22 protein-coding genes are annotated in these 20649 nt (G+C 29.0%); 12 read left to right on the forward strand and 10 right to left on the reverse strand.

Translation table 11 applies throughout. The features are described from left to right. Positions 1-261 precede the first annotated feature (261 nt). Genes msrA through aspS form a run of 4 tightly spaced genes read right to left on the reverse strand, consistent with a single transcriptional unit; the run spans position 262 to position 3659 of the window. Entirely contained in the window at positions 262-768 is a 507-nt protein-coding gene (msrA, locus tag H2277_RS05125) for a peptide-methionine (S)-S-oxide reductase MsrA (protein WP_337201279.1), read from the reverse strand. Positions 769-804: 36 nt separating this feature from the next. Next, positions 805-1323, reverse strand: a complete 519-nt coding sequence (gene ppa / locus H2277_RS05130; protein ID WP_337201280.1) for an inorganic diphosphatase — start codon at positions 1321-1323, stop codon at positions 805-807. 12 nt (positions 1324-1335) lie between these two features. Continuing rightward, positions 1336-1911 (reverse strand): adenylate kinase, encoded by a 576-nt coding sequence (locus H2277_RS05135; protein ID WP_337201281.1) that lies wholly within the window; start codon positions 1909-1911, stop codon positions 1336-1338. Continuing rightward, on the reverse strand, positions 1908-3659 hold the full coding sequence (aspS, locus tag H2277_RS05140; RefSeq protein WP_337201282.1) for an aspartate--tRNA ligase: 1752 nt from the start codon (positions 3657-3659) through the stop codon (positions 1908-1910). Before aspS ends, H2277_RS05135 begins: the two co-directional genes overlap by 4 nt. Before the next feature lie 85 nt (positions 3660-3744). Between aspS and H2277_RS05145 the strand changes: the two genes are divergently transcribed. The 12 genes from H2277_RS05145 (at position 3745) to mrdA (ending at position 14486) form a co-directional block, all read left to right on the forward strand. Continuing rightward, complete coding sequence (locus tag H2277_RS05145; protein ID WP_337201283.1) at positions 3745-4602, forward strand: NAD(+) kinase; 858 nt, start codon at positions 3745-3747, stop codon at positions 4600-4602. Further along, positions 4602-6125 (forward strand): AAA family ATPase, encoded by a 1524-nt coding sequence (locus tag H2277_RS05150; protein ID WP_337201284.1) that lies wholly within the window; start codon positions 4602-4604, stop codon positions 6123-6125. The genes H2277_RS05145 and H2277_RS05150 overlap by 1 nt, the downstream gene beginning before the upstream one ends. Positions 6126-6204: 79 nt before the next feature. Then, positions 6205-7449, forward strand: coding sequence for a diguanylate cyclase domain-containing protein (locus H2277_RS05155; protein WP_337201285.1), 1245 nt, complete (start codon positions 6205-6207; stop codon positions 7447-7449). Next, positions 7440-8258: a TatD family hydrolase gene (locus tag H2277_RS05160; protein WP_337201286.1), complete on the forward strand. Its 819-nt coding sequence runs from the start codon at positions 7440-7442 to the stop codon at positions 8256-8258. The genes H2277_RS05155 and H2277_RS05160 overlap by 10 nt, the downstream gene beginning before the upstream one ends. Then, a complete protein-coding gene (locus H2277_RS05165) occupies positions 8255-9391 on the forward strand; it encodes a transglycosylase SLT domain-containing protein (protein ID WP_337201287.1) in 1137 nt (378 codons plus the stop codon). The genes H2277_RS05160 and H2277_RS05165 overlap by 4 nt, the downstream gene beginning before the upstream one ends. Further along, the gene (locus H2277_RS05170) at positions 9330-10169 is read left to right on the forward strand and encodes a septal ring lytic transglycosylase RlpA family protein (RefSeq protein ID WP_337201288.1); all 840 of its coding nucleotides are present in this window, start codon (positions 9330-9332) and stop codon (positions 10167-10169) included. Before H2277_RS05165 ends, H2277_RS05170 begins: the two co-directional genes overlap by 62 nt. A gap of 1 nt (position 10170) precedes the next feature. Continuing rightward, a complete protein-coding gene (locus tag H2277_RS05175; protein WP_337201289.1) occupies positions 10171-10659 on the forward strand; it encodes an HAD-IIIA family hydrolase in 489 nt (162 codons plus the stop codon). Beyond that, complete coding sequence (locus H2277_RS05180) at positions 10650-11165, forward strand: hypothetical protein (RefSeq protein ID WP_337201290.1); 516 nt, start codon at positions 10650-10652, stop codon at positions 11163-11165. The genes H2277_RS05175 and H2277_RS05180 overlap by 10 nt, the downstream gene beginning before the upstream one ends. Then, positions 11147-11611 (forward strand): LptA/OstA family protein, encoded by a 465-nt coding sequence (locus tag H2277_RS05185; RefSeq protein WP_337201291.1) that lies wholly within the window; start codon positions 11147-11149, stop codon positions 11609-11611. The genes H2277_RS05180 and H2277_RS05185 overlap by 19 nt, the downstream gene beginning before the upstream one ends. Further along, positions 11608-12198 (forward strand): ribosome biogenesis GTP-binding protein YihA/YsxC, encoded by a 591-nt coding sequence (gene yihA / locus H2277_RS05190; protein ID WP_337201292.1) that lies wholly within the window; start codon positions 11608-11610, stop codon positions 12196-12198. Before H2277_RS05185 ends, yihA begins: the two co-directional genes overlap by 4 nt. Then, positions 12199-12684 carry a hypothetical protein gene (locus H2277_RS05195; RefSeq protein ID WP_337201293.1) on the forward strand — a complete coding sequence of 162 codons (486 nt, stop codon included), beginning with the start codon at positions 12199-12201 and terminating at the stop codon, positions 12682-12684. Then, positions 12684-14486, forward strand: a complete 1803-nt coding sequence (gene mrdA, locus H2277_RS05200) for a penicillin-binding protein 2 (RefSeq protein ID WP_337201294.1) — start codon at positions 12684-12686, stop codon at positions 14484-14486. Before H2277_RS05195 ends, mrdA begins: the two co-directional genes overlap by 1 nt. Positions 14487-14505: 19 nt before the next feature. Here mrdA and H2277_RS05205 read toward each other — a convergent pair whose 3' ends face one another. From H2277_RS05205 to hslV, 6 genes are read right to left on the reverse strand one after another with little or no spacing between them, the layout of a single operon-like run. Continuing rightward, positions 14506-16296: an aminopeptidase P family protein gene (locus H2277_RS05205; protein WP_337201295.1), complete on the reverse strand. Its 1791-nt coding sequence runs from the start codon at positions 16294-16296 to the stop codon at positions 14506-14508. Further along, on the reverse strand, positions 16293-16859 hold the full coding sequence (locus H2277_RS05210) for a hypothetical protein (RefSeq protein WP_337201296.1): 567 nt from the start codon (positions 16857-16859) through the stop codon (positions 16293-16295). The genes H2277_RS05205 and H2277_RS05210 overlap by 4 nt, the downstream gene beginning before the upstream one ends. Then, positions 16852-17928 carry a hypothetical protein gene (locus tag H2277_RS05215; RefSeq protein WP_337201297.1) on the reverse strand — a complete coding sequence of 359 codons (1077 nt, stop codon included), beginning with the start codon at positions 17926-17928 and terminating at the stop codon, positions 16852-16854. Before H2277_RS05215 ends, H2277_RS05210 begins: the two co-directional genes overlap by 8 nt. Next, a complete protein-coding gene (gene era / locus H2277_RS05220) occupies positions 17918-18793 on the reverse strand; it encodes a GTPase Era (protein ID WP_337201298.1) in 876 nt (291 codons plus the stop codon). The genes H2277_RS05215 and era overlap by 11 nt, the downstream gene beginning before the upstream one ends. Next, a complete protein-coding gene (hslU, locus tag H2277_RS05225) occupies positions 18790-20109 on the reverse strand; it encodes an ATP-dependent protease ATPase subunit HslU (RefSeq protein ID WP_337201299.1) in 1320 nt (439 codons plus the stop codon). The genes era and hslU overlap by 4 nt, the downstream gene beginning before the upstream one ends. After that, positions 20106-20648, reverse strand: a complete 543-nt coding sequence (gene hslV / locus H2277_RS05230; RefSeq protein ID WP_337201300.1) for an ATP-dependent protease subunit HslV — start codon at positions 20646-20648, stop codon at positions 20106-20108. Before hslV ends, hslU begins: the two co-directional genes overlap by 4 nt. Position 20649: the final 1 nt, after the last annotated feature.

The following is a 20649-nucleotide window of genomic DNA, read 5'->3' on the forward strand; positions in this document are numbered from 1 at the left end:
TTTATTCCTTTGATTTTAGAATTGTTCTGCCTTCAAATCTAAAAATATCTTAATTAAATATAAGCAAGAAGTGTTCCAAATTTGTTTTAACTATGATTTTAAAGTAAACTTTTTCACATATAATTTTAAATTCATAAAAAAACTTAAAAAACAATAAATATTTTTTTTTATTTTTTTAAACTCAAAGCACTATTTCATAGGCTTTTCATAAGAAAATCACATTGTGAAAACTTTGTGAATAAAATGTATTTTTTTAAGATCTTAATTGGATAATTTATCTCTTATAAGTTGTAATTTTGGAGCAATAACAAATTGGCAATAACTTTGATTTGGATTTTTTGCGAAATAGTTTTGATGATAGGATTCTGCAGGATAATATTTGTTTAATTTGTAGATTTGAGTTACTATAGGCAAAGAGTAGTTGTTTTTTATCTTTTCAATAAAGTTTTTAATTAGAATTTCATCATTTTCATTTTCGTAAAAAATTGCAGATCGATACTGAATTCCTATATCAGCACCTTGTTTATCTATGGAAGTAGGATCATGAATTTTAAAGAAGATGTTTAAAATTTCTATAAGAGAAATTTCTACATCGTTGTAGCTTAATTTAACAACTTCAATATTACCATCGCCAGAGCATACGCTTTCATAGGTTGGATTTTCAGCCCCTCCTGTATATCCAACTTCACTATATACAATTCCTTTAATGTTTTCAAATACAGCTTGTACGCACCAAAAGCATCCACCACCCAAAATAATACTTTTCATATTTTCCTTGATATTAGCCTAAAAAAGGCTAATAATTTATTTGTAATTTTTGATCGCTTTTTCTAGAATTTCAATTGCAGTATCTGTATCTTTGAAATCTTGCACTTTTACCCATTTATTTGGTTCAAGAATTTTGTAGGTTTCAAAGAAATTTTTAATTTTATTTAAGGTTGCTTGAGGTAAATCAGTATAAGATTTGATATTATCATATCTTGCGTCAATTTTTGAGCTTGGAACAGCTAAAAGTTTTTCATCCATTCCACTTTCGTCTTCCATGATTAAAACACCAATTAAGCGGCAAGGAATAACAGCTCCAGCTTGAATAGGATATTCATTTAAAACCAAAATATCAACAGGATCGCCATCATCAGCTAGAGTATTTGCGATAAAACCATAATTTGCAGGATAAAACATCGCGCTTGCCATCACGCGATCAACCATAATAGCGCCACTGTCTTTATCGATTTCATATTTGATATTTGATCCATAAGGAATTTCGATCATGGCGTTGATTTTATTTGGGATGTCTCCAATTGTGATTTTGCTTAAGTCCATATTTATTCTCCTTTAAATGCTTTGAATTTTTTTAATTAATTCTTTCATATCTGCAACAATAGGTTCTATTGTGCGTTCTCCATCGATAATAAAATGAAGTTTTTTATCTTGATAAAATTTTTGAATTTCTTCTAAAGGCTCGGTATAAACTTTCATTCTATTATAAAACACTTCTTCATTGTCATCAGCTCCGCGATTTCTGCCTAAAACTCTATCTTTGGCTACTTGCTCGCTTACGCGTACCTCGATCACGCCTTTAAGTTCTATTTCGTTTTGGGAGCTTAAAACTTTATCAAATTCGGTCATTTGCTCAACGCTTCTTGGATAACCATCGATAATAATTGTTTTTGTTGGAGCGTTTTTAAGTGCTGAAACTATAGTATTTACAACCACATCTAAAGGAACTAAATTTCCTTTAGAGATAAAGCTATCAATTGTTTTTCCAAGTTCGCTTCCGCTAGCAACTTCTTCTCTTAATAAATCACCTGTTGAATAATGGGTGATATTAATATCTGATTGGGCTATAAGACTAGCATCCGTAGTTTTTCCACTTCCAGGTGCCCCTATGATTAAAAATAATTCTTTCATTTTATATTCTCCCTTAATTTGATTCCTAATTCTCTTAAAGCTTCTTTATTTGGCTCTGATGGTGCGTCTGTCATAAGACATTGCGCCCTTTGTGTTTTTGGAAAAGCAATAACCTCTCTTATGCTTTTTGATCCAGTAACTAGCATGATAAGTCTATCTAAGCCTATAGCGATACCGCCATGAGGTGGAGCTCCAAAACTTAAAGCATCGAGTAAAAATCCAAATTTATTTTTTTGTTCATCTTCATTGATATTTAATTTTTTGAAAACTTTTTGCTGGATATCGTTTTTATGAATTCTAATACTTCCTCCGCCTAATTCTACTCCATTTAAAACCACATCATAGGCAATAGAATAAATCTCTTCAATATCTTCTTCATCAATATTTTTTGGCATAGTAAAAGGATGATGCATAGCCGAATAAGTTCCATCATCGTTTTGTTCAAACATAGGAAAATCAACAACCCATAAAAATTCTAATACATCAGGATCGATTAATTTTAATTCTTCTGCAAGGAAAATTCTAAATCTTCCCATATAATCAAGAACAGTTTTTTTAACTCCAGCTCCAAAAAAGACAACATCTCCAACTTCTAAATTGCAGCGTTTACTAAGTTCTTGTAAATCAGCTTCATCAAAAAATTTACAAAGTGGACCTTTAAGACCATCTTCTTTAACTTGTATAAAGGCTAAGCCTTGTGCTCCAAATTTGCGAACAAAATCTTCAAATCTTTGCATTTGTCTTTTTGAAAAGATAGTATCTCCTTGCGGAACGCGTATAGCTTTGATACGGTTTTTCTTTGTATCTTTAGCGATATTTGAGAAAATTTCATTGTTAGATTTAGCAAAGATATCGATTACATCTATAAATTTAAGATCAAATCTCAAATCAGGTTTGTCACTCCCATAAAGCTCCATAGCTTCTTTATATTGCATGACTTTAAAAGGGGTCTTAATTTCTTTTCCACAAGCCTTAAAAATGTCTTTCAAAAAGGTTTCAGCAACCATCATAACGTCTTTTTGTTCGCAAAAACTCATTTCAATGTCAATTTGGGTAAATTCAGGCTGTCGATCCGCTCTTAAATCTTCATCCCTAAAGCACTTTGCGATTTGAAAATAACGATCAAAACCACTACACATTAAAAGTTGTTTAAATAATTGCGGACTTTGAGGCAAGGCATAAAATTCACCTTGATGGACGCGAGAAGGGACAAGATAATCTCTCGCTCCTTCAGGTGTAGCTTTAGTTAAAATAGGGGTTTCAACTTCTAAAAATCCCATATTAGCTAAAGAATTTCTAGCCGCTATACAAGCTTTAGATCGTAAAGAAAAATTTTCATAAAGTTTAGGATTTCTTAAATCTAAAAATCTGTATTTTAATCTTAATTCTTCATTAACGCTTTCATCGGCGATTGCAAAAGGAGGAACCGCGCTTTCATTTTCTATAATGAGCTTGCTAATAACAACTTCGATTTCACCGGTTTTTAATTTAGTATTAACAAGTCCTTCTCCACGAGGGCGAATTTTGCCTTCAGCAATAAGCACAAATTCATTTCTAGCACGTGAAGCGATTTCGTGAGATTCTTTGCTATCATTTGGATCACAAACAAGTTGTATGATGCCACTACGATCTCTTAAGTCTATAAAAATGACTCCTCCGTGATCGCGGTAGCTATTGACCCACCCACAGAGTTTAACCGTTTCTCCAACATTGGAAATTCCCAAGTCTGTATTGTAATGACTACGCAATTTTTTTCCTTGAAATTAAAATAATTATTTTAAAATTATAGTATTTTTATTCTTTTGCTTAGCTAAGTTTTGTTATAATTTTTTCATGCAAAACAAAATAGATTATAAAAATATTAAGAGAGTAGGGCTCATTGTTCGTTTTAATTCGGATCTTGACAATGAAATACGTATTTTAGAAAATATTTTAAAGAAGTATAATGTTGAACTTTTGTTTTTTAAAAACTCTAAAAATCCGAATTTATCACATTATGATATCGATGAATTGTTTAAAATTTCTGATTTTATTATTTCTTTGGGTGGTGATGGAACTTTGATTTCCGTATGCCGTAAAGCTTGGGAATATCATAAAGCTGTTTTGGGGATTCATGCAGGACATTTAGGTTTTTTAACGGATTTTAAAATTGATTATGCTGAGGAATTTTTTCAATCTTTTTTTCGAGGTGATTTTAAAACGGAAAATCCTTTTTTTCTTAACGTTAGTTTAAAACAAAAAAATGGTCAAAAAATAAAAAATTACGCCTTTAATGACATTATCATAAAAAGAGAAGATCAAGCCTCTATGGCACATATTGAAGTTTATTATCAAGATAAAAAATTTAATGAATATTTTGGAGATGGATTGATTGTTGCTACACCTGCTGGATCAACTGCTTATAATTTAAGTGCCAATGGTCCTATAGTTTATACTTTAGCTCAAGCTTTTATCCTGACTCCAATTTGTTCTCATTCCTTGACACAAAGGCCTATTGTATTGCCTAAAGGATTTGAATTGGAAATTAGGGCGAAAGGATGCATGTTTTCTATAGATGGACAAGAAAATTATAAAATGGATGATTTTAAAAGCATTAAAGTGGGTTTAAGTCATAAAAGTATCACTTTGATTCGTCCAAAAAATCGAGATTATTTTCAAATTTTAAAAGAAAAACTAAATTGGGGAAGTTAATGATCAATAGAATTTTGATAAAAGAAAATTTGGGTTTTAAAGAAGCAAAGCTTGAAATTTCACAAGGACTTACTGTTTTTACTGGGCTTAGCGGAGCTGGAAAATCTGTACTATTTAAGGGTATTTTATCCGCTTTTGCTCTAAGCGATAGTGAGGCTAAACTTGTAGAACTAGAACTCGATGATGAATTAAATTTGGAAGAATATGGAATAGAAAGCGAAGAAGAAAATGTTTTTAAACTTTTAAAAGAAAAAAATACAAAATATTTTATTAATAACCAAAGCATTGCTAAAAAAAGTTTGCAAAATTTAAGTAAAAGTTTTATTAAGCATCTTAGCGCTAGGGAAAATAACGAATTTAGCAATGAAAAATTTTTGAGAATTCTAGATGCTCTAGAAATACAAAATAATCCTCAATTTGAAAATTTTTTAAATGAATTTAGAGAAGATTTTAATCATTACACTCGATTTTCCGAAGAATTAAATCAAATTTTAGATGAAGAAAGAAAAATCGAAGAATTAAAAGAAGTAGCAAGTATTCAAATTGAAAAAATTCAAAGCATTAATCCAAAAATAGGGGAATATGAAGAATTATTAGAGCTTAAAAAAAAGCTTTCTAAAAAGGATAAATTGGATGAAGCGTGGCAAAAAGCTAGTGTAATTTTTGATTTAGAAAAAGTTGTAATCGATGCTTTAAATTTAAGTGATAAGGATCCAACTTTTTTTAGTGAATGTTTAAATGAATTACGTTTGATTTCAGAAAGTCAAAAATTAGAAGATTTGGATTTTGATATTGAAAAAATACTTGATAGGATAGAAAATTTATCCTTTTTAATTAAACGTTATGAGAGTATTGAAAATGCACTAGAAATTTTAGAACAAAAGAAAAAAGAACTCGAGCATTATGAAAATCTAAGTTTTGAAAAAAAAGAGCTTGAGAAAAAATTTGAAAAGGCAAAAGACAAAATAGAAAAAAGTGCAAAAATTCTAACCCAAACGAGAAAGAATAATCTAGAAAAATTGCAAAATTGCTTAAATGGATATCTAAAAAATCTTTATATGAAAGATGCTGTTTTGAATTTAGATGAAAGTAAAATGATATCTTCCATGGGTAAAGATGAGATTAGTTTAAATATTAATTTAGCTAATTTGAAAAATTTAAGTTCAGGGGAGCTCAATCGCTTAAGACTTGCATTTATAGCAACGGAATGTAAAATTTTAGGTCAAGGTAATGGGATATTGTTTTTAGACGAAATTGATGCTAATTTAAGCGGCAAAGAAGCGATGAGTATTGCTAAAGTGTTAAATGAGCTTTCAAATTTTTATCAAATTTTTGCTATTTCGCATTTACCACAACTTTCTTCTAAAGCGCATAATCATTTTTTAGTTGAAAAAAAAGGTGATGAAAGTTTTGTTAAGAAATTAAATCAAGATGAGAGAATTAAAGAACTTGCTAGAATGGTAAGCGGAGAAAAGATTAATGATGAGGCTTTGGAATTTGCTAAAACTTTATTTAAATCTTAAGCAGATTTTTTATTTAAGCGTGCTATAATTTTATTCTTACATTAAAATTTAGCTTTAATTTTTAAGGTGTGTTAAAATTATGGATAAAAAAATTTTAATTGTCGATCATAATAAAATGCTTGGAAAGCTTTTGGCTAAAAAAATCCAATCAACTTTAAATTATGAAGTTGATATCGTTTTTAGTTATACGGAGGCAAAAGAATTATCCTCTAATAAATATTTTTTAGTTTTTGCTGAATTATATTTACCAGATGCTCCAAATGGAGAGATAGTAGAGTTTCTTTTAGAAAAAAAACTACCTGTGATTGTTTTAACCGCTAATAATGATAAAGAAGTGAGAGATGACTTTTTAAAAAAAGACATAATGGGTTATATTTTTAAAGAAAGCAGTACTTGTATCGATGATATTATAAATTCTATATCTAATTTAGAACATCACTTTGGAACTAAAATCATTTTAGCTTTAAGCAAACTTCCTGAACGTAATGAAATTAAAAAGATTTTAACTCAAAGACATTTTAATGTTTTAGCTGCTGCTCATGGAGAAGAGGCTATGAGTTATTTAAATGATAATGAAGATGTACGTCTTATTATCGCAGATGTTAATATGCCAGTTATTAGTGGGAGTGAACTTTTAAATGAAGTTAGAACTCGTTTTAGCGAAGAAGAATTGGGGGTAATTCTTTTAGGCGATAAAAATGATACCTTAGAAGCTGATTTGTTTAAAAATGGTGCTAATGAATATTTAATAAAGCCGATTAAAAGAGATAGTTTTAATTCTCGCTTGGATCGATGTTTGGCTTATATGGAAAATATGGAATTTTTAAATACCTACAATAAGCTTGATCCTGTTTCTGGCGTAAAAAATTATGAAGCTTTAATGGATGATATTGAAACGTATTTTAATGAGATTATGACTAAAGAAGAAGATTTTGCTTTGGCTTTTTTAAATATTGATAATTTAAAGTCTTTAAATGAAAATTACGGTTTTGAGGCAGGCAATAAGGTGATTAAAATTTGCGCGAATGAAATTGTAAATGAAGTTAAGGGTAGGGATATAGTGGGAAGATACACCCCTGAAAAATTTTGTATCTTATTAAAAAATATTTCTCATGAAAAAGCTGTGAAAATTTTATCTTGCATCCGTGTTAATATTAAAAAAGTGGGAATTTTGATTAATTTAGATGAAGTGTTTTTCACTGCTTCTATTGGAGTAGTTTTTGGCAAGAGCAAGGATAAATTTGATCACTTAGTTAAAGAAGCATCTAAGGCGCTTGAACTAGCCAAAACTAATGGGAAAGATCGAGTGGAAGTATGTTCTTAGAACTTGAATTTAAAGATAACTTAAAAATTATCGATACTCATTGTCATATTGATAGTGATGTTTTTAAAGAAGATTTGGATGCGCTTTTAAAACATTCTTTTAACAATGGAATTGAAAAAATAATCATACCTGGTGCGCATATTAAAGATCTTCCTTATGCTGCAGAATTGGCACAAAAATATGATAGGGTATATTTTGCAGCCGGAGTGCATCCATATGAAATTGATAATTTTGATGAAAATATTTTAAGACAATATTTAAAACAAGAAAAATGCGTGGCAGTGGGCGAGTGCGGATTGGATTATTTTCGTTTTCAAAGCGATGATTTAAAAGAAATAGAATACCAAAAAAATCTTCAAAAACATTGTTTTAAAATTCAGCTTGAATTAGCAAAAGAGTTTAAAAAACCTGTGATTATCCATACAAGAGAAGCTAATAATGACACCTATGAAATTTTACATCAATATTCTAAAGATCTTGTCGGTGGAGTTTTGCATTGCTTTAATGCAAGTGAACATTTACTTCGTCTTAGCGATGAGGGTTTTTATTTTGGAATAGGTGGAATTTTAACGTTTAAAAATGCTAAAAAATTAGTGGAAATTTTGCCTAAAATTCCAAAAGATAAATTACTCATTGAAACCGATGCTCCTTATTTAACCCCAGAGCCTTATCGAGGGAAAAGAAATGAACCTTTGTTAACTCAATTAGTGGCTAATAAAATGAGTGAGATTTTAAATTTATCAAGAGAAGAGCTTTTGGCAATTTGTTTAGACAATTCTAAAAAATTATTTTTTCAAGGTAGTTTATGAGAAAAATATTATTACTATTGTTCTTTTTTAATTTTCTTTTTGCGCAAATTAATACTCCAGAATTTTATGAAAGACAAATAAAAATTTTAAGAGATTTGGATATAGAATCAAATTTTATCAGCAACTTGGTTTTTGTTCAAAGTCAACAGGATATAAAATCAAAACATACTAAAACTTTAATTGATGGAATGCAAAATTTTTCAAAAATAACTCCTATGATAAGGAAAATACTATCTGAACAAGAAGTTCCTGAAGAAATTTTATATTTAGCCATGGTTGAATCTGGCTTAAAGGTTAATAGTGTTTCTAATGCTAAAGCTGTTGGAATTTGGCAATTTATGAAGCCCACAGCTAAGAATTTGGGGCTTAGAGTGGATGCTTATGTTGATGAAAGAAGAGATCCTGTAAAATCAACTTATGCGGCCATTGATTATTTAAAGAGAATGAAAGCAGAGTTTGGTAAGTGGTATTTGGCCATTTTAGCTTATAATTGCGGCAATGGAAAATTGCATCAAGCTATAAAAGAAGCAGGAAGTGATGATTTAAATGTTTTGCTTGATTCAAATAAGAGATATCTTTCTTTAGAAACTCGTAATTTTTTGCGCAAAATTTTAACCCTTTCGTTTTTAGCAAATGATAAGGATTTTTTATTATCAAAAGATGCTTCTTTGGTAAACTATGCTTTAAGTAATGATTTTATTAAAGTAGATACTCCATCTTCGGTTTCTTTAAAAGATATAGCTAAAAATTTAAATATAAGTTTTGCTACTTTTAAAAAATATAATCCTCATTTTAAACATAACTTTACACCACCAGGAAAAGGATATTATATGTATATTCCTTTAAACAAAGTGGCTTTTTTTGACAAGTATTTTAAAGAAAATAAACTTGCAAAAGTTGATACAACTATACCTATGACTAAAGTTTATACTGTAAAAGCGGGTGATTCTTTATATAAAATAGCAAAAAATCATCATGTGAGTATAGATAGCATTAAAGAATTAAACCGTATTTATAAAAATCGTTTAAGTATTAATCAAAAAATTATAATACCAATAAAGGAGAACAAAAATGCAAACATTAAAACAGCTCAAAGCGACTCTAAAAATTATTCCAATTTTATCCGTCATTAGTATTTTTACGGGTTGTGGAATAGGGAATTTTCTTTCAGAATCAAGCAGTGGTGCTCAGGTTTATTACCCGAGCAATGATTTTAAAAGCAATCCTAGTTCTTCAGGCGGTAAAGGCACAATGAAGCCTTACACCATAAATGGAAAAACTTATTATCCAACCGTGGTATCTGTTGGAGAAACTGCTGATGGTATTGCTAGTTGGTATGGGCCAGGATTTCATGGTAAAAAAACTTCAAATGGTGAAATTTACGATCAAAATGCATTCACAGCAGCACATAAGACTTTGCCTATGAATACCATTTTAAAGGTTACAAATTTAAATAACAATCGCCAAGTTACCGTTCGTGTGAATGATCGTGGTCCTTTTGTAAATAATCGTATTATTGATTTATCTAATGCGGCTGCAAAGCAAATCGATATGATACACAGTGGAACAGCACCAGTTAGACTCGAAGTTATAGGATTTGGTTCTTCAAATTCTGGCAATAATATCGTTCATTCTAATGTAAATTATGGAAACGGTGGAGAAATTTCAGGTAATGGTCAAATTTATGAGGGTGGAAATTTTATGGTTCAAATTGGTGCGTTTAAAAATCCAGAAGGCGCAAGAACTATAGCTTCAAGATATAAAACTTATAGAACTTATTCTTCGACTATACGCACAAGCACAGTAGATGGTTTAAATCGAGTTTTTTTAACTGGATTTAGAAGCGAAGAAGAAGCACGTGATTTTGCTGCAAGTGGAGCATTTGCTGGAGCTTTCATAGTAAGAGAATAAAATGATAGAATTAATTTTTTTAGATGTGGATGGTTGCTTAACAGATGGAAAAATCATCTACACTTCAGAAGGTGGTTTTGTCAAAGAATTTAATGTTAAAGATGGTGCAGCGATCGAAGCTTGGATAAAACTTGGCAAAAAAATCGCCATCATTACAGGTAGAAATTGTCCTTGCGTAGATAAAAGATCTAAAGATCTAAAAATAGATCTTTTATTTCAAGGAGTTAAAGATAAATTAACTTGTGCAAAAGAAATTTTGCAAAAATTAAAGCTTGATTTTTCTCAATGTGCGGCTATAGGGGATTATTTTAACGATAAAAATCTGCTTGAAAATGTAGGTTTAAGCTTTAAACCAAAAGATGCTCATAAGGATTTAAAAGTTGATGTGATTTTGGAAAATAAAGGCGGAGAAGCTGCTGTAGCAGAAATGATAGAATATATCGTAAAAAAAAATAATATGCAGCAAGATTGGAATAAAATTTGGCTATAAAAAGTTTTGGCATCCTTATTGCTCTTTTTGTCATTACTTTTGTGATTTTATGGCTTCAAGATCCTTATTCTTTAGATATTAAATCTTATTCTTTAAATTTTAAAAATATTGAAGCAAGTCATTTAAAAGCTTATGATATCAATCAAACAGCAATTAAATCTTATTATAGGGCTAATTCTTGGGTAAGATATGCTAATAGAGATGAATTTGATAATTTTACAAATTATAATTTAGATTTTAATTTAAGCGCTAACAAATTAGAGCTTTTGGGTCAAAATATGGATAAGATAAAATTTGAAGGTAATGTTACATATTTAGGCTCCAATAATGTTAAATTTATTGCTAATGAAGTGGAGTATCAGCCAAAAAGCAAAATTTTAAGTACAGATACAGGTTTTAAGGGTTTGATTAATGGAAATATTGTTAATGGAAAAAGTTTACAATATGATACGAAAAATAAAATTTTGCAAATTCAAGAGGTAAATGCATGCTTGCAAGAAAAATAATTTTATTATTCTTTTGTATGAGTGTATCTTTAGCAACTAAAATCGAAGTAAAAGCTTTAAATTTTTATTCTGATGAAAATAAGGGAGAAAGCGTGCTTAGTGGCGATGTTGAAGTTAAAAGGGGAGAAGATATTTTAAACGCTGGAAAATTGATCATCTATACCGATAAAAATCGCAAACCTATACGCTATGAGGCTACGCAAAATCCAAAATTTAAAATTAATTTAAAAGGCAAGATTTATAAAGGAGAAGGGGATAAATTAATTTATAATGTTATTGATGATACTTATGAGATCGATGGAAATGCATTTATTAATGAACCAATTAATCATCAAAAGCTTTGTGGAAATAAAATCATTGTAGATAGAAAAAAAAATACTTATAAAATACAAAGCAAAGACAATAAACCTGCGCGCTTTGTGTTTGATTTGAAACAGCAAAAATGATTATTAATGCCCGTTTTATCACCTCCTTAGCAAAATTTGATATCAATTTTGCGTCTAATTTCAGCGAAGTTGCTTTTTTAGGAAGATCAAATGTTGGCAAAAGTTCTTTAATTAATTCTTTATGTAAGCAAAAAAATCTTGCTAAAAGTTCTTCAACTCCTGGAAAAACCCAGTTGATAAATTTTTTTGAAGTTTTATGTCAAAAAGATGAGGATAAGTTTAATATCCATTTTGTGGATTTGCCTGGTTTTGGCTATGCTAAGGTTTCAAAAAATTTGAAAGAAGAATGGAATGTTTATTTAGATGAATTTTTAAAATTAAGAACTTCTATAAAGTTATTTATACATTTAATCGATTCGAGGCATATTGGTTTAGAAATTGATAAAGAGTTGGATGGTTATTTAAAAGGTTTTTTAAAGCCGGATCAAAAAGTTTTAAAAGTTTTTACAAAATGTGATAAATTAAATCAAAGTGAAAAAGCCAAGCTTAAAAACAATTTTAAAGATGCAATCTTAATTTCAAATTTAAATAAATTTGGGCTTGATAAGCTTGAAAATGAAATCATTAATCAGGTTTTGGGTTTATAAATGATAAAAAACTATAGAGTAAGTATCAACGGTGGATATATATTTTTAGGTTTTTTTTATATTATATATCAAATTTTAGGCTCTATTTTTACCTATACACCTTTACTTTATGGTTTATTTTTTTGTTATATGATTTATCTTTTAGAGCAAAGTCAAAAAACCTTTAATAAACTTGATTTTAGGTGGTATTTTTCTTTATTTTTTTTATTTTTTACAGATGTTACTTATGACTTTTTTATTTTTTCATCTTGGATTGCTTTTGCTCTTTTTTATTATATTTGTGCTGATTGGATTAAAACAAGTTTGAAAATGGAAAAACTAATACCTATTGCGTTTGTTCTTTGCGCTTATTTTTTCATTTTTCTTTTGGATTTTATTTTTTCTTATATGAATAATCAGCATTTTAAAACATTAAATTTTGGATATTTAGTATCTATAGCAATTGAATGTTTTTTAGCTTATGTCTTTTTTAGAGGTAAAATTTAATGCGTATGCGTTTGGTTGTTGGTTTTATACTTTTATTTTTTATTTTTTTATTAAGCCGTATTTATTATTTGAGTATAAAATCCAATGTCTATTATGAAGAACTTGCGAAACAAAATGCTATAAAAACTCAATTGATAGCGCCCAAACGTGGAGAAATATTTGATCGAAATGGTACACTTTTGGCAGTTAATGACTTAGGATATAGTATTTCTTTGAAACCTTATTTAAGTCTTAAAAAAAATAAAATCAGCATTTTAGAAAAAGAATTAAACAAATTACAAGGTTTTTTTCCGGATTTAAATGTTACAAAATTATTGCAATTTTACAAGAAAAATGATTCATATTATAATCAAGATTATATACAAATTGTAGATTTTATACCTGCACAAGAGATGATGAAGCATTATTCAGTGCTTAATTTGGATGAAAATATCAAAATAGAATCTGCGGTGCAAAGAAAATATCCTTATGGAAAATTAGCCTCTCATATTATAGGTTATGTTGGAAAAGCTAATTTGCAAGATATAAAAGAAAATGAAATTTCTAAATTGACAAATTTTATTGGAAAAAGCGGTATAGAACGCTATTACAATGATATTTTACAAGGAGTTAAAGGGGAAAAAGTTTATAAGGTTAATGCTCTAAATCAAGAAGTAGCCCAAATTTCTTATATTCCTCCGCTTTCAAATGATATACATTTAACTATTGATATACAATTGCAAGACTTTTTAACCAATCTTTTTGAAAATAATGCCGGTGCTGCAATTATTATGGATATTAGAGATGGATCTATTTTGGCGGCTGGAAGTTTTCCAGAATATGATCTTAATCCCTTTGTAACAGGAATTTCTTTTAAAGATTGGGATGAACTTTCTAATAATCTTGATCATCCTTTTACAAATAAACTAATCAATGGATATTATCCGCCTGGTTCGGTTGTTAAAATGGGCGTTGCTTTGGCTTTTTTAAATTCAGGAAATATCACGCCTTCTACTCAATTTTTTTGCGGGGGTAGCGTGGAGCTTGGAGGAAGATTGTTTCGCTGTTGGAATCGATCGGGGCATGGAAATATGGATTTAAAACATGCTATTAAGTCAAGCTGTGATGTTTATTTTTATGATGGAGGCTTGCAAGTTGGTATCAATCAAATTAGTCAAACCTTATCGCGTATTGGTTTTGGTGCAAAAACTGGCGTTGATTTACCTAATGAATTTGTAGGGATTTTGCCAAGCAGGGAATGGAAAATGCAAAGATATAATCAAAATTGGTTTCAGGGTGATACTTTAAATACAGCCATAGGTCAGGGAAATTTTTTAGCAACCCCTATGCAAATTGCAAGATATACGGCTCAAGTTGCCAAAGGTGAACAGATTTTACCTCACTTTTTGCAAAGTATAGAAAATAATAATACCAAAATCGAAAATAAAACTCAACGCGATCAAGAAATTTTTACCTTATTTGAAAAAAGTCAACTTCCCTATATAAGAGATGCGATGTATGCTGTGGCTAACGAACAAGGTGGAACAGCTTATCGTTATTTGCATGATCTTAAAGTGAAAGTAGCTGCTAAAACAGGAACCGCACAGGTTGTGGGATTTTCTCAAACAGATCGTAGCAGAGTGGACGAAAAACAATTACAATATTATACAAGATCTCACGCATGGCTTACTTCTTATGCGCCTTATGCGAATCCAAAATATGTTGTAACCGTTCTACTTGAACATGGAGGTAGGGATACTACCTCTGGGGAAATCACTGCAAAAATTTATCAAAAAATGATAAGTTTGGGATATTTTAAATAGTTTTAAGCTTTTAAAAAAACTAATCAATAATTTTTGTTTTATTTTTTAGCCATTTTAAAACTTTAGGTTCGTTTTTTAGCTTTATAGAAAGTTTATTATAAACTTTTTTATGATAAGCATTTAGCCATGATTTTTCATCTTTATTGAGTAAAGTTTTATTGATACATTTTAACTCAAAAGGACAAAGAGTTAAAGGTTTAAAGTATAAAAATTCTCCATAATCTTTATTTTTTGGATTTTTAACTTTGGTATTTAAAACTAAATTTTCAAGTCTAATGCCCCATTTATCTTTTTTATATATTCCTGGCTCTATAGAGGTTAGCATTCCTTCTTTGACTTTGGTTTTTTCAAGGACAGGGGCAAAATAAGATAGGGTTTGAGGGCCTTCATGGACATTTAAAAAATAGCCTACCCCATGGCCAGTTCCATGCATATAATCAAGCTGATTTTTCCATAAAGGTGCCCTTGAGATCGCATCAAGTAAAGGCATAGGAATATCTTTTGGAAAAATAGTACTTGATATGGCTATATGTGCCTTTAAAACAAGAGTGTAATCATAAATTTGTTCTTTGCTAACTTTACCTATAGCAACAGCACGAGTTATATCTGTGGTTCCATTTTCATATTGGGCACCAGAATCTATGAGCAAAAGTCCATTATCTTTAATATAAGAAAAATTCTTTTTCGTTGCTTTGTAATGAACACAAGCTCCATTAGCATTAAAACCTGCTATAGTTGCAAAGCTATTGCTAATATAATAAGGACTTTTTGCTCTAAATTCTGTTATCTTAAGATCAATATCAAGTTCACTTATGTGTTTATTTTTTTTGATATTTTCCTCTAGCCAAGTAAAAAATCTACACAAAGCAACTCCATCTTCTATCATAGCATTTTCTATATGTTTGATTTCTTTTTGAGTTTTGATTGATTTTAAATATGTGCTAGGATTGATTTCTTTTATGATTTTTACGCTTTTATGAAGATATTGAATCAATAAAGCTGTTGTTTTTGTTGGCTCTATGAGTAGGTTTGTATCGCGGAGTTTTTGAATTTCTTGATAAATTTCACAATAATTTTTAATGTAAATTCCATCTTGATTGAGTTTTTTTTCTAGCTTTAAATCAATTTTATTTTTATCGATAAAAAGCAAAATCGTTTTTTGGCTAATAAACAAATAACTTAAAAATACAGGATTGTATTCTATATCGTTTCCTCTTAAATTTGTAATCCAAGCAATATCATCAAGTGAAGAAATGAGATGACTTTGAGCGTTTAAATCTTGCATTTTTTCTCGTATTTGTTTGATTTTTTCTTGACGAGAATAACCACAGTATTTAATCTTATGCTCGTAAATTTTGCTTTTTGGTAAATTAGGACGGTCTTGCCATAAGGGTGAAATTAAATCAATGTGTTTTAATCTTGCTTGGCAATTTGTTTGTAAATTTTCAAATAAATTTAAAGACAAGAGAGAAAAATCAGTGCCTAAAATTTCATTGTTTTTAAGATTTTCCTTTAACCAATTTAAAAAAGTGTTAGTATGATTTTGTTTTTGAAGCTCTATGGAGCTTCCTTTTAATTCTTTTTCAGCTTGAAGCCAATATCTTCCATCTGTCCATAAAAAAGCTTTTTTATGGGTAAAAATCAAGGTTCCAGCTGATCCTTTAAAACCGCTAATGAAAGTTTTATTTTGATAAAAATCCGGAAGATATTCATTTAAATGAGGATCTGAACTCAAAATCAAATAAACATCTATATGATTTTTTTTCATTAAGTCTCTAAGTTGTGCGATCTTTTGTTGGTATAAATTCATTCAATTTCCTTATTAAGACATATTATTGATATTTCAAGATTTAATTCTAGTTTTAAGCTTGTTAAATTTTGCATTTCAATGATATTAATTTGATAATAAAAATTAGAGTTTTCTAAATCTTTTATAAAAGACAATAAAGCATTAAAATTTCCATAAGTTTTAATAAAAATTTTATAGTGATTGATATTGTTTTTTTGAATTTTTGTCTGTGAGATTTTTTTTATTTCGATTTTATTATTTAGAGCTAGTGTTTTGATATTTTTTAAATATTGATCATATTTTTTTTGGAATAAACTTAAGTATTGCTCATAAACGAGTGTTTTGTTTTGAATTTGTTGTAGTTTTTGATTTGATATTTGTATTTTTTGTTCTAAATTTTGATTAGCGGCTTGTTCTTTTTTAATATCAATATTATGAATGAAAATATTATGATTAAAAAAAGAATTTATAAATAAAGGTTCGATTTTAAAAGCTAAAAATATAGCGAATAATATTGTAATTATAATAATGAGAAGTTTTTCTCTTAGATTTAAATTTTCTAAAAAAAATTCTATTTTATCCATGGATTAACTCTAAAATAATTTGATGAAGCGCATCGTTTTTGGATATAAGCTTCAATTCAGTTTTTAAATTTTTAAGAGCATGAAGATAATTTTCTCGATTGTTAAATTGTATAACGATGTTATAATCTTTTAGTTTTAAGCTAGAAATTCCTAGTGAGTTTTGATTAAGCCAAATAAAGATATTTTTTAAAATCAAAGTTCTATCTTTGTTTGGTTTAAAATTTTTTACAATTTCATTGAGTTGATTAAAATTTTGATCAAGAAGTGTTTTTTTATCGTAAAGAGTTAAATTTAGGTCTTTTAGTTTTTTTTCTAAGATTTTATTTTTTTCTTTTTCTAGTTTATAAAGCTTATCTTGAGAATTTTTATTTTGAGTTTGCAAGTTTTTATTCTCTTGATAATTTAAAAAATTAGTAAAAATTAAAATTCCACTCGCTCCAATAAAACTAAATAAAAATAAAAAAATTAGTTTCAAATAATAAGGAAAAATTTTCCTGCTCGTTTTAATAAAATTGGCATTTTTATCCAAGATTGGCATACTTAATTTTGCGAGTTTATTTTCATTTTGTTCTAAAATTTTACAAACAATTGTTTTATTTTTTAATTCTTTTATTAAATCATTATTTTCAAAACTGATTAAAATTTCACTTTCATAGTATTGCAAAAGTTCTAATATATGCGTTTTTTCTAAAAATAATTCTAAATTTTTTTCATATTTGAATTTTTTAAAAGCTTTAAATTTATCTTGTTCATAAAAACATAAATATACTTCATTTAAATAAAGCTCTAGAAAGCAAAAATTATTTTTTCCAATCAAATTATTTTTAAATAAAGGCTTAAAAATGAAAGCTTTGGGAAAACAAGCGAGGCATTTGGGTAAATTTTCAACCCTGCTTAAAAAACAATGATAAATTTCATCTTGTTTTAAAAATGCTATTTGGTATTCAAAAGGATTTTTTATATCGCATTCTTTGATTATTTCTTCAAAGAGTCTATCTTCTTCAAATCTGCCATTTTTTTGGATATAAATGAGTTTTTCAAAACTTACAATTTCAATTTTATTCTTCATAATTTAATATTTTTTTTAAAAAATCCTCATCTTTTTGCCAATTCTTTTTTACTACCACATATAGTTTTAAAAGAATTTTATTTTGAGCTAGTTGTGCAATTTTTATTCTAGCATCTTTACCTATACGATTGAGTGTTGATCCATTTTTTCCTATAAGCATGGCTTTGTGAGAATTTGTATCTGTAATGATTTGAGCCTCGATAACGATAAGATTTGTTTTTTCTTTAATTTTATTGATCATTACTTCGGTGCAGTAAGGCAATTCTTGACTTAAATTTTCATAAATACTTTCAAGTATAAAATCTCTATAAAGTTCTTTTTGACTGCTTGGAGTTAAAAAATCAGGATCATAAAAATATTCATGTTCGTCTAAATATTTTACAATTTCATCAAGTAAAGTTTTTTTATAAGTCTTTTTTTTGCAAGAATAAGGAATGATAGCCTTAAAATACTCGCTAAATTTAGCATAATCGTTAAGTTTTTTTAAAAGAGTGGCATTATCGGTTAAATCAACTTTGTTTAAAACGATAATATGAGGAACTTTTGGTTTTAGTGTTAAAAATTCTTCATAATTTTTCAAACCATCAAATACGCTTGCCACAAACAAAATCAAATCGCAATCTCCCATGGCTTTTATAGTGCTTTCAATTAACATTTGATTTAAGGTTGCATTGCTTTGATGTAATCCAGGAGTGTCAATAAAAATAATTTGATCTTTTTTATGCATTACTATGGCTTTGATTTTTCGTCTTGTAGCATTTTGTTTATGAGAAACTAGAGTGATTTTTTCTTCAAGCAAGGAGTTAACCAAAGCACTTTTTCCGGCATTGGTTCTTCCTATGATGCTAACAAAGCCACTTTTCACAAAATATACCTAGCTAAGTCTTTATTTTCTATAATATCTCCAAGTTTTTCTTCGACCATTTTTTTATCAACGATAAATTTTTTACCCGCGTATTCATCAGCCTCAAAACTTAAGTCTTCAAGAAGTTTTTCTATTACAGTATGCAAACGTCTAGCGCCTATATCTTGCATTTCTTCATTTGCTTTAGAGGCTATTTTTGCAATTTCTTTTATAGCTTCATCATCAAATTCAAGTTCTAATTTTTCTGTTTTTAAAAGTTCGGTGTATTGTTTTAAAAGTGAATTTTTAGGACGGGTTAAAATTTCATAAAGAGCTTTATCATCTAAGCTATCAAGTTCAACTCTTAAAGGAAAACGTCCCTGAAGTTCTGGAATTAAATCACTTGGCTTGCTCAAATGAAAAGCACCCGCAGCGATAAAAAGTATATGATCTGTTTTTAAGGTTCCGATTTTAGTTTGAACGCTAGATCCTTCAACGATTGGCAATAAATCTCTTTGCACTCCTTCTTTGCTTGGATCTTGTCGGTTTGAATTTCCACTTGAAACGGCTATTTTATCAATCTCATCTATAAAAATAATCCCTTCATTTTCCGCTCTTTTTAAAGCTTCACTTTTTATGCTTTCTTGATCTAAAATTTTATCTCCAGCTTCGTTTCTTAAAGCGTTTTTAGCATCTTTGATTTTCATTTCTTTTTTGACTTTTTTACTGCCTACGCCAATAACCTTGACAATATCTTGCATCGCTCCCATTTCAGGTGGCAAGTTAGGATTAGTATCGAACATGCTTTGAGAAATTTCTATTTCTATATTGCTTTCATCCAAATCCCCATTTCTAAGCTTGGTTCTCATTTTTTCAAGACTATTTTTATACTCTTCTTGCTTTTCATCACTGATGCCTTTTGGTAAAGGCGGTAAGAGTTTTTCTAAAATTTTATTTTCGATAAATTCATCAATTTTATCTTTATTTTTTTCTTTTTGCTCATTCTTGACTAAATTTAAAGCCGCATTGGCTAAATCTCTTACCATACTCTCTACATCACGCCCTACAAAACCCACTTCAGTGTATTTGCTAGCTTCAATTTTTATAAAAGGAAAACCCATCATTTTTGCAAGTCTTCTTGCAATTTCTGTTTTACCAACCCCAGTTGAACCTATCATTAAAATATTTTTTGGCATAATATCATCTTGAAGTTCTGGACTCAATTGCATTCTTCTGTAACGATTTCTTAAGGCTATAGAGATGATTTTTTTAGCTTTTTTTTGACCGATAACATAATCATCTAAAAATTTGACTATTTCTTTTGGGGTTAAGTTCATTTTTCATCCTCTATTACATAGGTTTTTATATTTGTATTAGTATAAATGCAAATTTCTCCTGCAATTTGCAAGCTTGATTTTACTAGTTCTTCTTCATCTAAAGAAGCATGTTTTACTAAGGCCCTTGCAGCTGAAAGCGCATAATTTCCACCACTACCAATCGCTGCGATCTCCCCATCTTCCGGTTCTACCACATCACCAGTTCCTGAAAGTAAAAAAATGTGATTTCTGTCAAGCACCAGCATCATAGCTTCAAGCTTTCTTAAGTATTTATCTTTTCTCCATTCTTTGGAAAAATCTATAGCCGCCTTTAAAAGATCGCCTTTAGAACTTTGTAATAAATTTTCAAACATATCAAAAAGATTAAAAGCATCTGCTGTGCTTCCTGCAAAACCCGCCAAAACTTTGCCATTATTAAGCTTTCTAATTTTAACGGCATTGCCTTTTAAAATAGTATTTCCAAAGCTAACTTGCCCATCTCCTCCGATTACGGATTTATTTTTACCCTTATAGGCTAAAATCGTAGTTGCGTGAAACATA

The organism is Campylobacter sp. W0014, assembly GCF_020135975.1.
GTDB lineage: Bacteria > Campylobacterota > Campylobacteria > Campylobacterales > Campylobacteraceae > Campylobacter_D.